This window comes from Acidovorax sp. 99, assembly GCF_003096455.1.
In the GTDB taxonomy this organism is placed as follows: domain Bacteria; phylum Pseudomonadota; class Gammaproteobacteria; order Burkholderiales; family Burkholderiaceae_C; genus Acidovorax; species Acidovorax delafieldii.
Map to the genome: position 1 here is coordinate 468,941 of NZ_QEKU01000001.1, position 18,977 is coordinate 487,917.

Annotated in this window: 17 protein-coding genes and 1 tRNA gene; 7 read left to right on the forward strand and 11 right to left on the reverse strand. The window is 64.8% G+C overall.

All coding sequences use genetic code 11. The features are described from left to right. Nucleotides 1-37 precede the first annotated feature (37 nt). The 5 genes from C8C95_RS02280 to C8C95_RS02300 all read right to left on the reverse strand — a co-directional run bounded on the left by C8C95_RS02280 (nt 38) and on the right by C8C95_RS02300 (nt 5,609). Nucleotides 38-1,549, reverse strand: a complete 1,512-nt coding sequence (locus tag C8C95_RS02280) for a sigma 54-interacting transcriptional regulator (RefSeq protein ID WP_116747499.1) — start codon at nt 1,547-1,549, stop codon at nt 38-40. A gap of 119 nt (nt 1,550-1,668) precedes the next feature. Further along, the gene (locus C8C95_RS02285; protein ID WP_116747500.1) at nt 1,669-2,307 is read right to left on the reverse strand and encodes a DUF2325 domain-containing protein; all 639 of its coding nucleotides are present in this window, start codon (nt 2,305-2,307) and stop codon (nt 1,669-1,671) included. A gap of 222 nt (nt 2,308-2,529) precedes the next feature. Further along, nucleotides 2,530-4,035: a tripartite tricarboxylate transporter permease gene (locus tag C8C95_RS02290; RefSeq protein WP_056064614.1), complete on the reverse strand. Its 1,506-nt coding sequence runs from the start codon at nt 4,033-4,035 to the stop codon at nt 2,530-2,532. A 12-nt stretch (nt 4,036-4,047) separates the two neighbouring features. Next, nucleotides 4,048-4,566: a tripartite tricarboxylate transporter TctB family protein gene (locus C8C95_RS02295; protein WP_056064616.1), complete on the reverse strand. Its 519-nt coding sequence runs from the start codon at nt 4,564-4,566 to the stop codon at nt 4,048-4,050. Nucleotides 4,567-4,649: 83 nt separating this feature from the next. Beyond that, on the reverse strand, nt 4,650-5,609 hold the full coding sequence (locus C8C95_RS02300) for a tripartite tricarboxylate transporter substrate-binding protein (protein WP_116747501.1): 960 nt from the start codon (nt 5,607-5,609) through the stop codon (nt 4,650-4,652). 129 nt (nt 5,610-5,738) lie between these two features. On the opposite strand from C8C95_RS02300, the gene C8C95_RS02305 reads away from it, so the two are divergent. From C8C95_RS02305 to C8C95_RS02315, 3 genes are read left to right on the forward strand one after another with little or no spacing between them, the layout of a single operon-like run. After that, the gene (locus tag C8C95_RS02305; RefSeq protein WP_116750106.1) at nt 5,739-6,422 is read left to right on the forward strand and encodes a response regulator transcription factor; all 684 of its coding nucleotides are present in this window, start codon (nt 5,739-5,741) and stop codon (nt 6,420-6,422) included. Further along, on the forward strand, nt 6,419-7,858 hold the full coding sequence (locus tag C8C95_RS02310; RefSeq protein ID WP_116747502.1) for a sensor histidine kinase: 1,440 nt from the start codon (nt 6,419-6,421) through the stop codon (nt 7,856-7,858). The genes C8C95_RS02305 and C8C95_RS02310 overlap by 4 nt, the downstream gene beginning before the upstream one ends. 17 nt (nt 7,859-7,875) lie before the next feature. Further along, nucleotides 7,876-8,307 (forward strand): S4 domain-containing protein, encoded by a 432-nt coding sequence (locus tag C8C95_RS02315; protein ID WP_116747503.1) that lies wholly within the window; start codon nt 7,876-7,878, stop codon nt 8,305-8,307. 106 nt (nt 8,308-8,413) lie between these two features. On the opposite strand, the gene C8C95_RS02320 is transcribed toward C8C95_RS02315, so the two are convergent. The 6 genes from C8C95_RS02320 to cysS all read right to left on the reverse strand — a co-directional run bounded on the left by C8C95_RS02320 (nt 8,414) and on the right by cysS (nt 15,177). Continuing rightward, nucleotides 8,414-8,506 (reverse strand) — tRNA-Ser (locus C8C95_RS02320). 342 nt (nt 8,507-8,848) lie between these two features. Beyond that, entirely contained in the window at nt 8,849-9,799 is a 951-nt protein-coding gene (gene tilS, locus C8C95_RS02325; RefSeq protein WP_116747504.1) for a tRNA lysidine(34) synthetase TilS, read from the reverse strand. 165 nt (nt 9,800-9,964) lie between these two features. After that, nucleotides 9,965-11,815: a methyl-accepting chemotaxis protein gene (locus tag C8C95_RS02330; RefSeq protein ID WP_056747209.1), complete on the reverse strand. Its 1,851-nt coding sequence runs from the start codon at nt 11,813-11,815 to the stop codon at nt 9,965-9,967. 200 nt (nt 11,816-12,015) lie between these two features. Continuing rightward, nucleotides 12,016-12,993, reverse strand: a complete 978-nt coding sequence (locus tag C8C95_RS02335) for an acetyl-CoA carboxylase carboxyltransferase subunit alpha (protein WP_056747083.1) — start codon at nt 12,991-12,993, stop codon at nt 12,016-12,018. 79 nt (nt 12,994-13,072) lie between these two features. After that, complete coding sequence (locus tag C8C95_RS02340; protein WP_207780559.1) at nt 13,073-13,747, reverse strand: DNA-3-methyladenine glycosylase; 675 nt, start codon at nt 13,745-13,747, stop codon at nt 13,073-13,075. Between the two features lie 47 nt (nt 13,748-13,794). Further along, complete coding sequence (gene cysS / locus C8C95_RS02345) at nt 13,795-15,177, reverse strand: cysteine--tRNA ligase (RefSeq protein ID WP_116747505.1); 1,383 nt, start codon at nt 15,175-15,177, stop codon at nt 13,795-13,797. Between the two features lie 219 nt (nt 15,178-15,396). On the opposite strand from cysS, the gene C8C95_RS02350 reads away from it, so the two are divergent. From C8C95_RS02350 to C8C95_RS02365, 4 genes are all read left to right on the forward strand, one after another. Further along, on the forward strand, nt 15,397-16,461 hold the full coding sequence (locus C8C95_RS02350) for a nuclear transport factor 2 family protein (protein WP_116747506.1): 1,065 nt from the start codon (nt 15,397-15,399) through the stop codon (nt 16,459-16,461). Between the two features lie 79 nt (nt 16,462-16,540). After that, entirely contained in the window at nt 16,541-17,839 is a 1,299-nt protein-coding gene (locus C8C95_RS02355) for a L,D-transpeptidase family protein (protein ID WP_165836505.1), read from the forward strand. Continuing rightward, nucleotides 17,836-18,417 (forward strand): peptidylprolyl isomerase, encoded by a 582-nt coding sequence (locus C8C95_RS02360; RefSeq protein ID WP_060987110.1) that lies wholly within the window; start codon nt 17,836-17,838, stop codon nt 18,415-18,417. The genes C8C95_RS02355 and C8C95_RS02360 overlap by 4 nt, the downstream gene beginning before the upstream one ends. Before the next feature lie 21 nt (nt 18,418-18,438). Further along, nucleotides 18,439-18,966 (forward strand): peptidylprolyl isomerase, encoded by a 528-nt coding sequence (locus C8C95_RS02365; protein WP_015014968.1) that lies wholly within the window; start codon nt 18,439-18,441, stop codon nt 18,964-18,966. Nucleotides 18,967-18,977: the final 11 nt, after the last annotated feature.

The following is an 18,977-nucleotide window of genomic DNA, read 5'->3' on the forward strand; positions in this document are numbered from 1 at the left end:
ACATTAAATGTCCAAGTATTAGACATTTGTCTGATTTTTATTCAGGGTTTTCCAGACGTCCATAGAGCGTGGCGCGCGAGATGCCCAGCTGCCGCGCAGTGGCCAGCTTGTTGCCGCCATGGGCCTTGAGGGTGGCGGCGATGGCCTTGCGCTCCAGCTCGGCCACCTGTTCGGCAAGCGGGCGCAGGTAGCGGCTTTCGTCATCGGCGTCGGCGGCGTGGCCCGGGTCCTGCACCGGGGCGGGGGCGGCGGGCTCCACGCCGGCCTCGCGCAGGATGCGCTCCAGCTGCGCGGCGTCGATGGACTGGGAGTCGCTGCGCATGACCGCCTGCTCCAGCACATTGCGCAGCTCGCGGATGTTGCCGCGCCAGGGTTGGCCCGCCAGCAGGGCCATGGCGTCCGGCAGCAACTCGGGCGGTGCGGTGCCGTTGCGCAGGGCCAGGTCTTCGCCCAGGGCTTCGACCAACGCAGGAATGTCGCCGCGTCGCACGCGCAGCGGCGGCACGCGCACGGGCAACACATGCAGGCGGTAGAACAAGTCCTCGCGAAACTTGCCCTCGCGCACCAGCGCGGCCAGGTCGCGCGAGGTGGCGGCCAGGATGCGCACGTTGAAGGGCACAAGCTTGTTGCTGCCCAGCGGCTCGATCTCGCCCTCTTGCAGCGCGCGCAGCAGCTTGGCCTGCAGGCTCTGCGGCATGTCGCCGATTTCGTCGAGGAACAGCGTGCCGCCGTCGGCCAGCTTGAACTTGCCGTCGCGGCCTTTGCGGTCGGCGCCGGTGTAGGCGCCCGGCGCCACGCCAAAGAACTCCGCTTCGAGCAGCGTGTCGGGCACGGCGGCGATGTTGACGCTGACGAACGGGCCACTGGCGCGGCTGGACGCTGCGTGGATCGCATGGGCCAGAAGCTCCTTGCCGGTCCCCGTCTCGCCCAGCAGCAGCACAGGGCTGCTCGACTGCGCTGCACGGCGCGCCTGGCGCTTGACCTCGGCCGCCGCGGGGCTGGAACCGATGAAGCTGGCAAAGGTGTACTTGGACCGCCGCTCGCCGTCGCCCGCCACCGCCAGGCTGCGGCGGCGCTGGCTGGCCAGCTCGCGCCGGGCGTCATCCAGGTCGCGCTGCAACAGCGCAAACTTGCTGATGAGGGGCTGCAGCGTGGTCTCGGGATGGTCGAACAGCACGATGCCAATGGCGCCGATCACGCGGTCCGCGTCGTCGCGCAGCGGAATGCGGCTGACCACAAAGGTGCCCGCCTTGTTGGTCAGCAGGTCGATCAGCACGGGCTGGCCCGTTTCGAGCACGCGGCGCATCTGTGTGTTGGGGATGACCTCTTCCACCGTGCGGCCCACGAACTGGTCCACCGACGAAAAACCCAGGTCCGGCAGAAAGCGCTGGTAGCCCTCATTCACCCACACGATGCGCCCACTGCGATCCACCAGGAACATGCCCTGGCTGACGCTGGAGAACAGCTGGAACATGGAGCGTGCCGCCAGTTCCAGAATGCCCTGGGCATCCAGCGGCAGTGCGGGGGCGTCATCAGCGAGCAAAGGCATCTGCGGATGGTAGCGCGCCGGCGGGGCGCAGGATCTGTCCCCCACAGGCAGCAGACGCCCGGCATGGAGCCATGACGCTACAAATTAGATAGCTACCTAGGCAAATGGAACTAGCGCTATCAGGCGTTTTTATCCAAAACCGGAGTCAAAGAGGTGTACAGGGATGCCTCACATGCTGCCAGCGGCTGGTCCACCAAGATGCAGGGCTTGCCCGTGCGACGGCACTGGTCCTGCACCCGCCAGTAGGCGTCGTGGCTGATGCAGCCCGTCTGGCAAATCACCAGGTCAGCGGCGGCCAGGCTGGCGTCGAACGCCGCACCCGCATCTGCGTCCGGGTGGGCCTCGACCACCACGGGCACGCGCACCCTGCGGGGGTGTGCCGAAGCATCCGGGGGCGCGGCGCTGGCTGCCCCACCCTGCCCCGGGTGGCTCACTGCCCTGGTGTCTGACTGCGCCGCCAGTCGCCAGCGCAGGCATTCCCGCGACAAGGTGGCAATGCGCTCCGCCAGCACGGCGATGTGGCGTGCCATGGTCTGACGGCGGGAGAGTCCCGGCACAGCAGCCCGTAGCTGCGCCAGCTCGTCGTACGCCATGACCAGCCGCGTATCGCGCACCACCAGTGCCCCACGCAGCCGCACCACCTCGGCCTGCAGCGCCTGGATCTCGGCGGCCTGCGCCGTCAGGGCCGCGCTGCAACGCCGCTGGGCTTCGCCCCACTGACGACAAAGCACCAGAAACTCCTGCGGAAATGAAGACATGCGCCATCCTGCAAATAAGAACTATTCTCATTTTATGGTACGATTCAGCCCGAGTTCACAGCAAGCCACCTGGTGGGGAGGGCTCCGGGAGCACAGCGCCTGGGGGTCTGGCTTGCCAAGAAAATCGTCGGCACGGATCTGCCCGCGCCGTCTGGACGAAAAAAAACCGCGCCCGATGGCGCGGTTTTTTTATGGGTGCGAGCCTGGGGCCTCGCCACGGTTTCAGGCCTCTGCCAGCGCCATCTTGCGGGCAGCCCAACGGCGCAGCAGGCGCGGAACGATCAGCACGGCCAGCACGATGACGATCAGGGTCACCGAACCGGGGCGCTCCAGGAAAATCGTCCACTTGCCTTCGCCAATCGACACCGCATTGCGCATCTGTGCCTCAGCCAAGGGGCCCAGGATCATGCCCACCACCACCGGCGCGGCGGGGAAGTCAAAGCGGCGCATCACCACACCCAGCAGGCCGATCGCGTACAGCAGCACCAGGTCGAATGCGCTCTGGCGCATGCCATACACACCCAGGGTGGAGAAGACCAGAATGCCCGCGTACAGGTACGACTTGGGGATGTTCAGCAGTTTCACCCACAGGCCCACCAGGGGCAGGTTCAGGATCAGCAGCATCACGTTGCCGATGTACATCGACGCGATCAGCGCCCACACCAGCGCGCCGTTGGTGTCGAACAGCTGCGGGCCGGGCTGGATGCCATAGTTCTGGAACGCGCCCAACAAAATGGCCGTGGTGTTCGACGTGGGGATGCCCAGCGTCAGCAGCGGGATCAGCGTGGCCGTGATGGCCGCGTTGTTGGCGGCCTCGGGGCCTGCCACACCTTCGATGGCGCCCGTGGTGCCAAACTCTTCCTTGTGCTTGCTCAGTTTCTTCTCGGCGGCATAGCTCAGGAAGGTTGGAATCTCGCTGCCACCGGCAGGCACGGTGCCAAACGGAAACCCAATGGCCGTGGCGCGCAACCACGCGGGCCAGGAGCGCTTCCACTCTTCCTTGGTCATGTGGGTGCTGGTCAGGCGGTTCTGGGTCTCGTCGGACTTGCCTTCGTACATCACGTTGTACAGCGCCTCGCCCACCGCAAACAGGCCCACGGCGATCAACACCACTTCGATGCCATCCATCAGCTCAGGCACACCCCCGGTGTAGCGCGCCTGGCCCGTGATCTGGTCGATGCCGATCAAGCCCATGGCCAGGCCCACAAACAGCGCCACCATGCCACGCAGCGTGCTCTTGCCCAGCACCGCACTCACGGTGGTGAAGGCCAGCACCATCAGCATGAAATACTCAGGTGGGCCCAGGCGGATGGCGTATTCGGCCACCAGCGGCGCGCAGAAGGTCACCAGCACCGTGGCGATGGTGCCCGCCACAAACGAACCGATGGCGGCCGTGGCCAGGGCCGCACCGGCGCGGCCATGCTTGGCCATCTTGTTGCCCTCCATGGCCGTGACCATGGACCCGGCCTCACCCGGGGTGTTGAGCAGGATGGACGTGGTGGAGCCGCCATACATGGCGCCGTAGTAGATGCCTGCAAAGAAGATCATCGAGGCCGTGGCCTCGACCTTGACGGTGATGGGCAGCAGCATGGCCACAGCCACTGCAGGGCCGATGCCTGGCAACACGCCCACGGCGGTGCCGATCATGCAACCCACAAAGGCCCACATCAGGTTGATGGGTGTTGCCGCGGTGGCAAAACCCTGCATCAAAAGGTTTAAGGTTTCCATGGCGTGCAGGCTTTACAGCCACCCCGTGTTGGTCAGGCCGGGCAGGTTGATGGCCAGCAGTTGCGTAAACATCCAGTACACCGGGGCCGCTACCGCGATACCGATGAAGGAATCCTTGATCCAGGCCTGCAGGCGCAGGTCGAGTTCACCTTCCGAGCTCTTGAAACCCCGCACCGACAGCACGAAGCACAACGCACAGCTCAGGATGAAGCCCAGCGTGGTGATGAGCAGGGCGTTGAGCAGCAGCCCTGCCGACACCCAGATGAAGCCCTTCCAGTGGGCGCGCTCGTCGCCGGAGCCCTCTTCCAGCTCCCGAAACCCCCCGCTCAGCGCATGTGCCACGCACAGCACGCCGCAGATCAGGATGGCAATGCTGACCACCCAGGGAAAGAAGTTGGGGCCCACGCCACCATAGCCCGCTTCTGAACTGACCGAGCTGGCCCCCCAGGCCAGACCCAGCGCGAGCACCACCAGCCCGACCCCGATCAGGGTCTGCAAGGGCTTGGAGCGCGATGAATGTTGTTGTGTCATGTTTTTTCCTTCGCACCAACCAATGCACGGTCAGGCCGCCTGCTCAGAGGCAGAAATGACGGCTGCCGCGCCTTGCTTCGGGATCAGATCATTCCGGACTTGGCCATCGTGGCGCGCATGCTGGCGAACTCGGCATCCACGAAATTGCCGAACTCGTCGCCGGCCATCCATGCGGGGGTCCAGCCGTTCTTTTCCATCGCGTCCTGCCAGGCCTTGTGCTTGAAGGTCTTGGCCAGCGCATCGATCAAGGCCTTGCGCTGTTCTGGCGTGATGCCAGGCGCGCCGTACACGCCGCGCCAATTGCCGATTTCCACGTTGATGCCCTGCTCCTTGAGCGTGGGCACGTTCACGCCCTTGAGGCGGGTGCCCGAGGTCACGCCCACTGCGCGCATCTTGCCGGCAGAGATGTACTCGGAGAACTCGCTGTAGCCGCTGCCGCCTACGGTCACGTTGCCACCCAGGATGGCGGCAGTGGCCTCACCGCCCCCACGGAACGCCACGTAGTTGATCTTGGCGGGGTCCACGCCCACTTCACGGGCGATCATGGCGGCGGCAATGTGCTCGGTAGAGCCGCGCGAGCCGCCACCCCACTTCACGCTGCCGGGGTCCTTCTTGAGCTGTTCCACCACATCCTTCATGGTCTTGAAAGGCGAGTTGGCGGGCAGCACAAACACGTTGTATTCGCTGGTCAGGCGCGCCAGGGGCGTGACCTTGTCCAAGCCCACCGGTGGTTTGCCGGTGATGATGCCGCCCAGCATCACGGCGCCCATCACCATCAGCGCGTTCGGATCGCCCTTGCTGGCGTTGACGAACTGGGCCAGGCCAATCGCGCCCGCTGCGCCGCCCTTGTTGTCGTAGGACACCGACGATGCGGCGCCCGCATCCTGCATCGCCTTGCCCAGCGCGCGACCGGTGGAATCCCAACCGCCCCCAGGGTTGGCGGGAATCATCATCTTGAGGGCCGCTGCCGACTGGGCCGACACGGGCAACGCACCCGCAGCGGCCAGGGCGGCCAGTGATTTCAGAAAGGTATCGCGACGCATGGTGTCTGTCTCCTGATAAGGTTTGCGAACCGCCCGATGATGCGCGCGCTGCCTGTCAAACGGCTGTCCTCAGACTCAGGGAAAACACTCATGCACCCGGCCCAATGAGACGGTGCTATGGTGCCGCGCATGCAATTGCTCCTTGTAGAAGACGACCCCACCATGCAGGCCACGCTGCACCGCGCACTGACCCGGCGTGGCATGGAAGTGACCGCAGTGGGCGACGGACGCGCAGCGCTGAGCCAATGGACCGCCCTGCAGCCCGACGCCGTCATCCTGGACCTCACCCTGCCGGGTCTGGACGGCTTGCAGGTGCTGCAGCAGGCGCGATCACGTGGCCTGCGCACCCCCGTACTGATCCTGACGGCACGTGGCACCGTGGGCGACCGCGTAGTGGGGCTGAACGCTGGCGCCGACGACTACCTGCCCAAACCGTTCGATCTGGACGAGCTGGAGGCACGCCTGCGCGCGCTGGTGCGCCGCAGCGCAGATCCCGCCGCAGCGCCGCTGGCACCCAGCACCGTGCAGATCGGAGCCATCCGCTACGACAAGGACAGCGGCGCGCTGTACCTGAACGGCGAGGTGATGGAGCTGACCCCGCGCGAGCTGGCACTGATGCACGCCCTGCTCGCGCAGCCCGGGCATGCCGTGACCAAGGAACGACTGTATGAGCTGGTGTTTCCGGGCCAGCTCGACGTGCAGTACGAAGCCATCGAGGTCGTGGTGTACCGGCTGCGCAAGAAGCTGGCAGGCACAGGCCTGACCCTGATGACACTGCGCGGCCTGGGCTACCTGCTGCGGGCCGACGCATGAGCGAGGATGGAGTGCGCCACCACTCGCTGCGGCGGCGCCTGCTGCTGGGCATCTTGCTGCCTGTAGCCCTGTTCATCGGTTTCAACACCTGGAGCCTGTACCACCAGACGCTGGCATCGCTCAACACCGCGTATGACCGCACCCTGCTGGCATCCGCTAAAAGCATCAGCGAACAGCTCGATGTGAAAGGCTTTGACGACGCAGCGCAGCTGCGCGCCATCGTTCCTTATTCGGCCCTGGAGGCCTTTGAGGCCGACAACCAGAGCCAGATGTTCTACCGCGTTTCGACCCTCAAGGGCGAGATCGTGTCGGGCTTTGAGGACCTGCCGGTGTGGCACGGCAGCATCCCTGCCCGCCCTCCCTATGCGGCTCTGGTGGACTTTTACGATGACCGATTTCGTGACCGCGATGTGCGCGTGGCGGTGCTGCTGCAACCGGTGGCCAGCTCCGAAGGCCGGGCGATGGCCGTGATCCAGGTGGCGGAGACGCTGGAGGTGCGCGAAACCCTGGCACTGCAGATCCTGTGGAACACCCTGTTGCGACAGGCGCTTTTGATCGCCGTGGTGGCCTTTACCGTGGTGTTGGTGGTGCAGCGCGCCACCCAGCCCGTGCGGCAGCTCAGCCAGCAGCTGCAGGCCCGGCGCGAGGGCGATCTGAGCCCCATCGCGGCCCCGCTCGCCCCACGCGAGCTGCAGCCGCTGGTGGACGCCACCAATGAGGTCATGCAGCGCCTGCGTCACCTGCTGCGGCACCAAAAGCGCTTTGTGCGCGATGCCTCCCACCAGCTGCGCACACCGCTGGCCGTGCTCAAGACCCAGGTGCAATCGGCCCTGCGCGGCGACGTAGAGCCGCAACAAGCCCTGCACGAGATCAGCGACACCGTGGACCGCGCCACCCAGCTCGCCAACCAGATGCTGGCCCTGGCCAAGGTGGAGCAGCTGCGCCAACAAAGCGCTCCACCAGCCACCCGCTTTGATGACATTCTGCGTGCCGTGGCGCTGGAGATTTCGCCACTGATTGCTCAGCGCGATCTGGACTTTGGCATCCACACCGAGCCAACCCTGGTGCAATCGCATGAATGGATGCTGCGCGAACTGAGCCGCAACCTGCTGCACAACGCCGTGCGCCACGCACCGCCCGGCAGTGAGTTGACCGTGGACTTGCGCAGCGACGGGCGGCATGCGGCGCTGACGATCAGCGACCACGGCCCCGGCATTGATGACGAGCTGGCGGCACGCCTGTTCCAGCCCTTTTCTGCAGGAGACGTGCGCACCGGCAGCGGCCTGGGCCTGGCCATTTGCCATGAGATCGTGCAGGCCCTGGAAGGCAACATCACACTGACAAACCAGGTGCAAGGCCACAAGGTGACAGGGCTGGACGCCGTGGTTCGCCTGCCACTGCCTGCGCCCTTGACCGACAGCACACCCGTGGCCTAGACGGCACAATCTCGCCCATGAATACCTTGGAGACGATGCGCCTGGACAAGTGGCTCTGGTGCGCCCGCTTTTACAAGACCCGCAGCCTCGCCACCGAAGAGATCGGCAAGGGCCGGGTCACTGTCAATGGCCAGCTGGCCAAACCTGCACGCGACCTGCGCTGCGGCGACACCGTAGCGCTGCGCCAGGGCCCCGTGGCACGCACCGTGCTCGTACGGGGCCTGAGCGGTGCCCGGGGCCCCGCGCCAGTGGCCCAGCAACTGTACGAAGAAACCCCTGACAGCATCGCCGCCCGCGAAAAGGCCGCAGAACTGCGCCGCTTGGCCCCCGAGCCAGCGGCGACATTGCAAGAAGGTCGCCCAACCAAACGCGACCGTCGCGAGATCGACAAGGTGAGCAACAAGGGAAACGATTGGGGCAGCCGGTGGAGTGCGTCCATCGACGAGTGACTGCGCGAGGAGTTCGGACAGTTCGCAGGCGGCGTCAGATATAACTAGGCGGCTGAAAAACTCAAAAGAAAAAGCCCCAAGCGCCTTGAGCGCTTGGGGCTTATCTTGGCGGAAACGGAGGGATTCGAACCCTCGATGAGGCTCTACACCCCATACTCCCTTAGCAGGGGAGCACCTTCGGCCACTCGGTCACGTTTCCAATCCCGCTATTATGCCTCATTTCAGAGGCTGTTCCGCTGGTTGCAGCAGCATAGGTGGGCTGGTCCAAAGTCCTCGTGCACGCCGGGCGCAAATAGCTGGATTCACTTTTTTGCCGATTGCCGCTCAGGTTTTGATGTCGCAAATGGAGGCCATTCGAGCGCGGATGGCTTGTGTGTTGAGCCTGTTGGACAGGGGGCAAGGACGGACTCGGGCTTTCTATTGGACGCGCCGAGCTCATAGAGCTGGCAATCTTCGCGATTGGCCAACGTGACGGATGCGGCGGTTTGCTCCCGTGTTTGTGGGTGTCGCCCCGTGACGCGGGCAAAAAGACACCTGAGAGCTACTGCCTGAGCCATTCCAGCGTAAGACCAGACCGCACGACAAAGCCGCTTCCTACCTTGATGCGGATGTGGTGACCCCGTGTGGTACAGGCCTGGATCTGATCCAGCAGCTCGCCCAATTGCGCGGCTCCCGGGGTGGTTTGGTGGGCATGGCGCAGCCAGTGGCGCACCACGTTGGCCTGGCGGGCGCGGGTGAGCCCCTGCAGCGCCTTGATACCGGGGGGCACGCCCACCAAGGACAGGTCCTGCTGTGCCATCTCGTTCAGCAGCTCAGCAGCCTGGGCTGCATTGGCGGCCGACCGTGCAAAGGTATCGCGAAAGGACGGGAATGCGGCATGCAGCGCAGGCAGCAGTTGCGCCCGAATGCGGTTGCGCGTGAAGCGCTCATCGGAGTTGGTGGGGTCTTCCACCCACGCCTGGCCTTGTGCCTTCATCCAATCGCGTACGTCCGCCGCTGACACCTGCAACAAGGGGCGCTGCCAGACCAGACCAGCACGCGTCCACTGGGCGGGCATGGCGGCCAGGCCGGCCACGCCCGCTCCGCGCGACAGGGCGAGCAACAGGGTTTCGGCCTGATCGTCGGCGTGCTGTGCAATTGCTATGGATTGAATAGCACCCAAGGCATGATCTTCTAGCGCTACTGCCGTCAAAGCCTGGTATCTGGCTTGCCGAGCGGCATCCTCGGGGCTCTGGCCGGGCGCGGGGCGCGCGTCCAGCCGCTGCACACGCAAGGGCACGCCCAGCTTGCTACACAAGGCCACGCAATGCTGCTCAAACCCATCGGCGGCCGCCTGCAGCCCATGGTGCACATGGATCGCCAGCACTTGCCCGGGCCAGCGGCGTGCACAGCCCAAGAGCAATGCGGTCGAGTCTGCGCCCCCGCTCAACGCCACGGCCATCGGCAACGCGGGCGCAAAGGCCCGCAGGGCGGCGTCCATTGATTGCGTCATCGCATCCGCCCTTCAGGCCCTGTACCTGAACCCGTCACAACCGCCGGACGTGCCCGGAGGGCGTAGAGAACAAGGGAGAAATGGCGGCGCATGGGCGCCGATTATCACAGTGCCCCGCACTCCGACAGTAAGGTGCATGGGGGGCGCCGCCCCGCCCCTGGCAACTTAACCGCCCGGCGAGGACAGCCGTGGCGCAGCGTGGGCAGGGTCGGTGGACAGGCGGAAGGTACCCACCACCTCCGACAGCCGCACCGACTGGTCCTTGAGGCTCTGTGCCGCAGCAGCGCTCTCCTCCACCAGCGCTGCGTTCTGCTGGGTCATCTGGTCGAGTTGGGCCACGGCCTGGCCGACCTCGTTGATGCTGGTGCTTTGCTCATTGGTGGACGCCGTGATCTCGGCCATGATGTCCGTCACACGCTGCACCGAGGTCACGATCTCGGTCATGGTAGTGCCCGCGTCGTGTACCAGCCGCGAGCCGTTTTCCACCTGCTCGACCGAGGTATTGATCAGGGTCTTGATCTCGCGTGCGGCCTCGGCGCTGCGCTGGGCGAGGCTGCGCACCTCGCCTGCTACCACCGCAAAGCCCCTGCCCTGCTCGCCCGCGCGGGCGGCTTCCACCGCAGCATTGAGCGCAAGGATGTTGGTCTGGAAGGCAATGCCGTCGATGACGCCAATGATGTCGTTGATCTTGCGCGAGGCCGCATTGATCTGGTCCATGGTGGTCACCACATTGCCCACCACCTGCCCACCATGTTGCGCCACGCTGGACGCCTGGGCCACCAGCTGGTTGGCTTGGCGTGCCGAGTCTGCGTTGTGCCGGACGGTCTCGGTCAGCTGCTGCATGGAGGCTGACGTCTGCTGCAGGCTGGATGCCGTGAGTTCGGTGCGCCCGCTCAGGTCATGGTTGCCGGTGGCAATCTCTTCGGCGGCCACGCGTACCGAGCTGCTGGCGTCACGGATCTGCGAGAGCACACCGGAGAGCTTGCCCGCAAAGCTGTTGAAGCTACCGGCGATCTGGGCCAGCTCGTCCTCACCGTGGGCGTCGATGCGGCGCGACAGGTCGCCGTCACCGGCGCCGATTTCGTGCATCGCGTCACGCACCAGCGTGAGCTGGCGCAGGCGTCGCGTCAGAACCACGCCCAGCAGCCCCACGGCCACCACCAACACCAAAACGCTGGAGATCAGCGATGTGGCCAGCATGGCCCGGATCGGTGCCATGGCCTCGCTTTCATCCAGGGCCACCACCAGCATCCATGAGGTGCCCGCGATCGGCACCACGCTGAGTAACCGGCTGCGCGACGCGATGTCCGCCTGCAGCAAGCTTTTGTCCTTGGATGCAGCGAGCAGCTTGTCGGTCACGAGGTCCTTGGACAAATCGGCAATGGGCTTGAGGGTCAGCGCCTGGTCGCGGTGGGCGATGATCTTGCCGTCGGCAGACACCAGAAACCCGAAACTCTGCGGCGTGGGCTGGATGGAAGCCACATTGGCAACCACTGACTCCATGTAAACATCACCAGCAGCCACGCCTTTGAGCGCTGCGCCAGCGCCCACCGGGGTCGCAAAAGTCACCACCAGTTTCTGGTCGGACGCCGAGATGTAGGGCGGCGTGACCACAGACCCGCCCGCTTGCGCGGCCTGCTTGTACCAGGGGCGTGCGGTGGGGTCGTAGTCGGCGGGCAGGCTGCGAGTCTCTGAAAAAACGTACTTCTTGTCCGCGTAGCCAAAATACGCCGTGCTGAATTTGCCCGCGTCGCGCAGCATGGCCAGAGACTTGGCAGGTTCGGGATCTTCAAAGGCGGCGACGGAGGCCGCAATGATCGTGGCCTTGGCCCGCGCCCACTCCTCGATGGTTTCTGCATGGCTCTTGGCGGTCGCCATGCCCTCTTCGGCCAGTGAAACCTGCGCCTGTGCACGCGCCGACAGGTAGTTGACCAACGTCAACACCATCAGGGCGGCCACCATGCAGGTGGCAGAGAGGACCAGGATCTGGCCCTTGAGCGTCTTCAGAAGCGACATGAAGCCCTCCTTGAACCGCCCGCGCAGGCGGTCTGCAGGCATGTTACATCCGGTAGCAGTCCATGCGCCAGTGCGGGTTTGTGCGCCCCTGCAAGGAGTCGGCCAGAAAAACAACAACGGCCCCGAAGGGCCGTTGAAACCGCACCAAGCTGGTGCGTTCAGTGCCAGCAACGACAGGCCTGAACCTGCCCTCAGCGGGCTTAGCGGGCGTCCGCCTTGGTGTCGCTGAAGCGGCCGTAGCTCTGCAGACGCTCGTAGCGGCGGTCCAGCAAGTCTTTGGTCTTGAGGTCTGCCACCTGGCGGAAGGCATCGCCCAAAGCGCGCTTCAAAAATGCGGCCATCTGCTTGTGATCGCGATGGGCGCCGCCCACGGGCTCGCTCACGATCTTGTCCACCAGGCCCAGGGCCTTGAGGCGGTGGGCGGTGATGCCCAGGGCGTCAGCGGCCTCTTGCGCCTTGTCGCTGGTCTTCCAGAGGATGGACGCACAGCCTTCGGGGCTGATGACCGAGTAGATGGCGTATTGCAGCATCACAACCTGATCGGCCACGCTGATGGCCAAGGCGCCGCCGGAGCCGCCTTCGCCAATGATGGTGGTGATGATGGGTACTTCGAGCTGCGCCATCTCGAAGATGTTGCGGCCAATGGCCTCGGACTGGCCGCGCTCTTCGGCGTCAATGCCCGGGTAGGCGCCGGGCGTGTCCACAAAGGTGAACACGGGCAGCTTGAATTTCTCGGCCGTCTTCATCAGGCGCAGGGCCTTGCGATAGCCCTCGGGCTTGCTCATGCCAAAGTTGCGCATGGCGCGCTCCTTCGTGTCGCGTCCCTTCTGATGGCCCAGCACCATGCAGGCGTGGCCGTTGAAGCGCGCGAGGCCGCCCACGATGGACAGGTCGTCCGCGTAGTGGCGGTCGCCGTGCAGCTCGACGAAGTCGGTGAAGATGTCGCGCACGTAGTCGAGCGTGTAGGGACGCTCAGGGTGGCGGGCGATCTTGGTGATCTGCCAGGGCGACAGTTCGCTGTAAATGTCTTTGGTGAGCTGCTGGCTCTTCTTGCTCAGCTGGTCGATCTCTTCCGAGATATCGACGGCACTCTCGGTCTGCACGTAGCGCAGTTCTTCAATTTTGGACTCCAGCTCGGCAATGGGCTGTTCGAAATCCAGAAAGGTCTTTTTCGCCAACGTTTTTCTCCTAGGGGGATCGCACCCGGCGGGGTTGCCACGAATGGCACGCACTGTAACCGGCGTGCCTGCAGTGGTGTCAATAGGTTACAGGCAGGGGGTCCAGAGACCGCCAAATATACCAAGTCGCGACGCTGCACCAGGGCTTCCAGGCCTCGGCCACCTCGCGGGCGTCACTGCGGCTCACGGGGTCGCCAGAGAAGTAATTCTGGCTGATGCCGCTGATCAACCCCACGTCATCGAGGGGCAAAACATTGGGCCGCATCAAATAGAAGATCAAAAACATCTCGGCCGTCCATCGGCCGATGCCACGGATGGCCACCAGCTCGGCAATGATGGCTTCATCGTCCATGGCGGCCCAGTCCTTGACGTGCAGCTTGCCGCCTTCAAAGTGCATGGCCAGGTCCACCAGGTAGTCCACCTTGCGGGCAGACAGGCCTGCGGCCCGCATGTCATCGATCTTGAGCTTGAGCACGCTGGCGGGCTTCAGGCCGCGCGGCAGCAGCGCCACAAAACGCTCCCACACGGCCTGCGCTGAAGCCACGGACACCTGCTGGCCCACGATGGAACGCGCCAGGGTGATGAAGGGGTCGCCCTTGGTCTGCAGCGCGGCGTCGCCAAACTGCGGGATCAGGCGCTTCATCACCCGGTCTTTTTTCACCAGGTGCTTACAGGCCTCGGCCCAGTAGTCGGGCGTGGCCAGCACCAGTGGCGGCGCCGCGGCGTCGCTTGCTATCTTTTTAGAAGCTGCCACCGCTTATTCCACCTGCACTACTGGCATATTTGGCTTCAAAACCATGCTCATTGGGCAGCTTCCCAGGTGGTACCGGCGGCAGAGTCCTTGAGCACGATGCCCTGGGCCAGCAAGTGGTTGCGGATGCGGTCGGCCTCGGCAAAGTTCTTGGCCGCCTTGGCTGCGGCCCGGGCAGCAATCTGCGCCTGAATCTCGGCCTCATCCACCCCCGCCGCACCGGACTGAAGAAACGCTTGCGGGTCGCCCTGCAAGATGCCCAGGCAGCCGCCCAGCGCCTTCAGCAGCCCGGCCAACTCGGAAGAACGGGTCTTGTTGACCTCGCTCGCCAGGTCAAACAGCACGGCCACCGCCTCGGGCGTGCCAAAGTCCTCGTCCATCGCGGCCTTGAAGCGGGCTGCGTAGGGGCCGGTCCAGTCGATGGACGCCACCTGCGTGGGGGTCACCAGGCTGAGCGCGGTGTACAGACGCTTGAGCGCCTGGCGTGCGTCGTCCAGGTGGGCATCGCTGTAGTTCAGCGCACTGCGGTAATGGGCCCGCACGATGAAAAAGCGCACCGTCTCGGTGTCATACGTCTTGAGCACATCGCGGATGGTGAAGAAGTTGCCCAGACTCTTGGACATCTTCTCGTTGTCCACGCGCACAAAGCCGTTGTGCACCCAGAACTTGGCCAGCGGTTTGCCCGTGGCACCTTCACTCTGGGCGATTTCGTTCTCGTGGTGGGGGAACTGCAGGTCCGCGCCGCCGCCGTGGATGTCAAAGGTTTCGCCCAGCGTGGCGCCGCACATAGCCGAGCACTCGATATGCCAGCCGGGTCGGCCCGAGCCAAAGCTGCTGTCCCATTTGGCCTCGGGGGGTTCCTCGGGCTTGGAGGCTTTCCACAGCACAAAGTCGAGCGGGTCTTCCTTGCCGTCCAGCACTGCTACGCGCTCGCCGGCGCGCAGCTCGTCGAGCGACTTGCCCGAGAGCTTGCCGTAGCCATCGAACTTGCGCACGGAGTAGTTCACATCGCCGTTGCTCGCCCGGTAAGCAAGGCCCTTGCCTTCCAGCTGGCCGATGAGCGAGAGCATCTGCGGCACGTACTCGGTGGCACGCGGCTCGACGGAGGGTGGCTCGATGCCCAGCAGGCCGATGTCCTGGTGCATCGCAGCAATCATCTCGTCAGTGAGCTGGCGGATGGTGATGCCCCGCTCCAGCGCGCGCTTGATGATCTTGTCGTCGATGTCGGTGATATTGCGTACATAAGTCACGCGCAGGCCGCTGGCCTTGAGCCAGCGCTGCACCACGTCAAACGCCATCATCATGCGGGCGTGGCCGATGTGGCACAGGTCGTAGATGGTCATGCCGCACACATACATGCGCACATGGCCAGGTTCGAGCGGGGAAAAGTCCTCCAATGCACGCGACAGCGTGTTGTAGATGCGCAAACTCATGGGATTTCAGTAACGGGAGACTTGATGGGGGTGGGTGAGCGCCTGAGACTCACCCGGCAGCAGCGGAACTCAGCCCTGGGAAGGGGGTGGCCCGGCAAGGGGCGTCCAGCAAAATCACCAGCGGCAACAGCGTACCGTCATGACAACCCCCTCAGCTACAATCCGCCGCAGTATAAGCCCCCGCCCGGGCTGGCTGCCGCCCAACTCCTTTGTACCCCCATGAAGCAAGTCCGACGCACACTCCCACGCCTCCTGCGCCTTCTGGCACTGACCGCCCTGATGGGCACGGGTGTGGTCCACGCGGACGACTATGCCGACATCACCCAGCTGCTCAAGGCAGGCAAGGCGTCCGAGGCGCTGGCCAAGGCCGACCAGCGCCTGGCCGCCAGCCCACGTGACCCGCAGCTGCGCTTCTTGCGTGGCGTGGCCCAGACCGACTCGGGCAAGCAGGCCGACGCCATCGCCACCTTCACCAAGCTCACCGAAGAGTACCCAGAGCTGCCCGAGCCCTACAACAACCTGGCGGTGCTGTACGCCAACCAGAACCAGCTGGACAAGGCACGCACAGCGCTGGAAATGGCGATCCGCACCAACCCCAGCTACGCCACCGCGCAGGAAAACCTGGGCGACATCTACGCCAAGCTGGCCAGCCAGGCCTACAACAAGGCGCTGCAGCTGGATGCCAACAACGCCAACTCCGTCAAACCCAAGCTGGCGCTGATCCGCGAGCTGTTCTCCAACGAACCCGGCAGCAAAACCGGTCGCCCTGCCGCCGCAGCGCCCGCGCCCGCCGTGGTGGTAACCCAGCGCCCTGCACCCGCTCCAGCGCCAGCAGCTGCAGCGCCAGCGCCTGCCTCCGCTCCAGCTCCAACTGTCAGCCCCGCTCCCGCTCCCGCTGCAACGGCTCCGGCACCTGCCCCAGCTCCTGCAGCTGCCAGCGACGCGTCCACCCAGGCCGTTACCTCCGCCGTACAGGCCTGGGCTGCGGCCTGGTCGTCCAAGGACATGAAGGGGTACCTGGGCGCGTACGACAAGTCGTTCGATCCACCTGGTCGCCAAGGCCGCGCTGCCTGGGAGAAGGAACGCGAGGCGCGCATCGTCGGCAAATCCAAGATCAGCGTGAAGCTTTCTGACATCACCGTGTCCGTACAAGGTGACAAGGCCACGGCCCGGTTTCGCCAGGCATACAGTGCCGACTCGCTCAACGTGAGCAGCCGCAAGACGTTGGACCTCGTCAATAACAACGGCCGCTGGACCATCGTTCGCGAATCCACAGGCGGTTGACCATGGCCCCCGATGCGGCGCCTGCGCCTTCCGCGCGGGCTTTTTTTTTGCCCTGACAGTCAGCTGATAGATGGTTTGCATGTTTGTGCCCCTGACCAACGCAGGCCGCAGGGCAGCATCGGCGGTGCTGTTGCTGCTGGGCCTCTCGTTGGCCACGCCAGCCCTGCCGCAGGGTGCCAAGGCCCGCCGGGCGGCCGCCGCGCATGCGGCATCCACCACGCCCCCAGTGGCGCCCACACCCGCTGAGCTGCGCGACGGCCAAGCGGAGACGCGCCTCATGGCGGTCTACAAGCTGGTAGCCGAAGGGCGCGGGCGGGAAGCCCTGGCACAGGCAGAAAGCCTGGCGCGCGACTACCCCAACTTCCAGCTGGCCCAACTCGCGGTGGGCGACCTGCTGATGTCGCGCACGCGCCCTCTGCGGCACCTGGGCGATGTCGCCCCCGAGCCAGACTCGGCCCGCAGCATCCAGGCAGCAGCGGCGCTGGCCGAGCTGCGCACCGAATCGCGCCAGCGTGTGGATGCGCAACGCAGCCGCCCCCCCGCCAACGCCATCCCCGCGCAGTTCCTGGAGCTGTCACCCCGCTCGCGCCACGCCATTGCGGTGGACACCTCGCGCTCTCGCCTGTATCTCTTTGAAAACACCGCCCAGGGCCTGCGGCTGGTGGCCGACTACTATGCCTCCGTGGGCAAGCTGGGCATCGAAAAAGAGGTGGAGGGTGACCAGCGCACACCGCTGGGGGTGTACTTCATCACCAGCCGCCTGGACCCGGCCAAGCTCAAGGACTTCTACGGCGCGGGCGCCCTGCCCATCAACTATCCCAATCCCCTGGACCAGAGCCGGGGCAAGACGGGGAGCGGCATCTGGCTGCATGGCACGCCGCCCGACCAATTCTCGCGCGCGCCACTGGCGACCGACGGTTGCCTCGTGCTTGCCAACCCCGACCTCGAACGCATCCTGCGCACGGTGGAGCCCCGCTCCACCCCCGTGGTCATTGCGCGCCAGTTGCAATGGGTGCAGCCCCACAGCGTGGCGGCCGACCGCAAATCGTTCGACGCGGTGCTCAACGCCTGGCGCACCGCCAAGACCGAGGGCGACATGAAGCGCCTGCTGGGCTTTTATGCGCCCGACTTCCAGAGCTACCGCAAGAAGCCGCTGGAGGAGTGGACCCAGGTGCTGCAGGCCGAGGCCCGCGCCCTCAAGGGACGGGAACTCCAGCTCAAGGACAAGTCTTACCTGCGGTGGACAGACTCGGCCGACACCATGGTGGTAACGTTCGGCGAAGTCGCCGAAGGCGCACGCACGGGGCCGGTCAAGCGCCAGTACTGGACGCGCCGCGGCCAACAATGGCAGATATTTTTCGAAGGAGTGATTGGATGATTTCCAGAAGAAATTCGACGGTAGCGCTAGCAAGTATTGCCCTGGCTGCTATGTTTACAGTAGCACCGGCGCAGGCCCAAGATGCCCCCAAGGTCAAGCTGGCCACGTCGATGGGCGACATCGTCGTGCAGCTCGATGCGGCCAAGGCTCCCAAGACGGTCGAGAACTTCCTGGCCTATGTGAACAGCAAGCACTACGACGGCACGATCTTCCACCGTGTGATCGACGGCTTCATGATCCAGGGCGGCGGCTTCACCCCCGACATGCAGCAAAAGCCCACCAAGGCACCCATTCCGCTCGAAGCCAAGAACGGCCTCAAGAACGACACCTACACCATCGCCATGGCGCGCACCGGTGATCCCAACTCGGCCACTTCGCAGTTCTTCATCAACGTGAAGGACAACGCCATGCTCAACGCCCCCAGCCCCGACGGCCACGGCTATGCCGTGTTCGGCAAGGTGGTCGAAGGCACCGCCGTGGTGGACAAGATCAAGGCTGTGGCCACCGGCAACAAGGGCCCGCACCAGAACGTGCCCAACACCCCTATCACCATCAACTCCGCCACCGTGGTGAAGTAATTTTTTGAAGAAAGCACTGCAATGAGCAATCCACAAGTTGAACTCCACGTGACCATCAACGTGGCCGAGACCGCTACCCAGGGCGTGATCACCCTGGAACTGGACGCCGAGAAAGCCCCCAAGTCCACCGCCAACTTCCTGAGCTATGTGAACAGCGGTTTCTACAACGGCACCGTGTTCCACCGCGTGATCAAGAACTTCATGATCCAGGGCGGCGGCATGACGGCCGACATGAAGCAAAAGGAAACCCAGGCCCCCATCGAGAACGAAGCCAAGAACGGCCTGAAGAACGACAAGTACACCGTGGCCATGGCCCGCACTGGCGACCCCCACAGCGCTACCGCGCAGTTCTTCATCAACACGGTGGACAACGCCTTCCTGAACCACAGCTCGCCCACCGCACAAGGCTGGGGCTACGCCGTGTTCGGCAAGGTCGTGAAGGGCCAGGACGTTGTGGACGCCATCAAGGCCGTGCGCACCACCCGCAAGGGCTTCCATGACGACGTGCCTTTTGACGCCGTCGTGATCGACAAGGCCGTGGCCCTTTAACTCCACCGCCT

Bases quoted from the DNA above. Each gene is read 5' to 3' on its own strand.
- C8C95_RS02290 (WP_056064614.1), bottom strand. From the start codon at position 4,035: ATGGAAACCTTAAACCTTTTGATGCAGGGTTTTGCCACCGCGGCAACA.
- C8C95_RS02305 (WP_116750106.1), top strand. From the start codon at position 5,739: ATGCAATTGCTCCTTGTAGAAGACGACCCCACCATGCAGGCCACGCTG.
- C8C95_RS02350 (WP_116747506.1), top strand. From the start codon at position 15,397: ATGAAGCAAGTCCGACGCACACTCCCACGCCTCCTGCGCCTTCTGGCA.
- C8C95_RS02360 (WP_060987110.1), top strand. From the start codon at position 17,836: ATGATTTCCAGAAGAAATTCGACGGTAGCGCTAGCAAGTATTGCCCTG.
- C8C95_RS02300 (WP_116747501.1), bottom strand. From the start codon at position 5,609: ATGCGTCGCGATACCTTTCTGAAATCACTGGCCGCCCTGGCCGCTGCG.
- C8C95_RS02315 (WP_116747503.1), top strand. From the start codon at position 7,876: ATGAATACCTTGGAGACGATGCGCCTGGACAAGTGGCTCTGGTGCGCC.
- C8C95_RS02330 (WP_056747209.1), bottom strand. From the start codon at position 11,815: ATGTCGCTTCTGAAGACGCTCAAGGGCCAGATCCTGGTCCTCTCTGCC.
- C8C95_RS02365 (WP_015014968.1), top strand. From the start codon at position 18,439: ATGAGCAATCCACAAGTTGAACTCCACGTGACCATCAACGTGGCCGAG.
- C8C95_RS02355 (WP_165836505.1), top strand. From the start codon at position 16,541: ATGTTTGTGCCCCTGACCAACGCAGGCCGCAGGGCAGCATCGGCGGTG.
- C8C95_RS02280 (WP_116747499.1), bottom strand. From the start codon at position 1,549: ATGCCTTTGCTCGCTGATGACGCCCCCGCACTGCCGCTGGATGCCCAG.
- C8C95_RS02285 (WP_116747500.1), bottom strand. From the start codon at position 2,307: ATGTCTTCATTTCCGCAGGAGTTTCTGGTGCTTTGTCGTCAGTGGGGC.
- C8C95_RS02310 (WP_116747502.1), top strand. From the start codon at position 6,419: ATGAGCGAGGATGGAGTGCGCCACCACTCGCTGCGGCGGCGCCTGCTG.
- cysS (WP_116747505.1), bottom strand. From the start codon at position 15,177: ATGAGTTTGCGCATCTACAACACGCTGTCGCGTGCATTGGAGGACTTT.
- C8C95_RS02295 (WP_056064616.1), bottom strand. From the start codon at position 4,566: ATGACACAACAACATTCATCGCGCTCCAAGCCCTTGCAGACCCTGATC.
- tilS (WP_116747504.1), bottom strand. From the start codon at position 9,799: ATGACGCAATCAATGGACGCCGCCCTGCGGGCCTTTGCGCCCGCGTTG.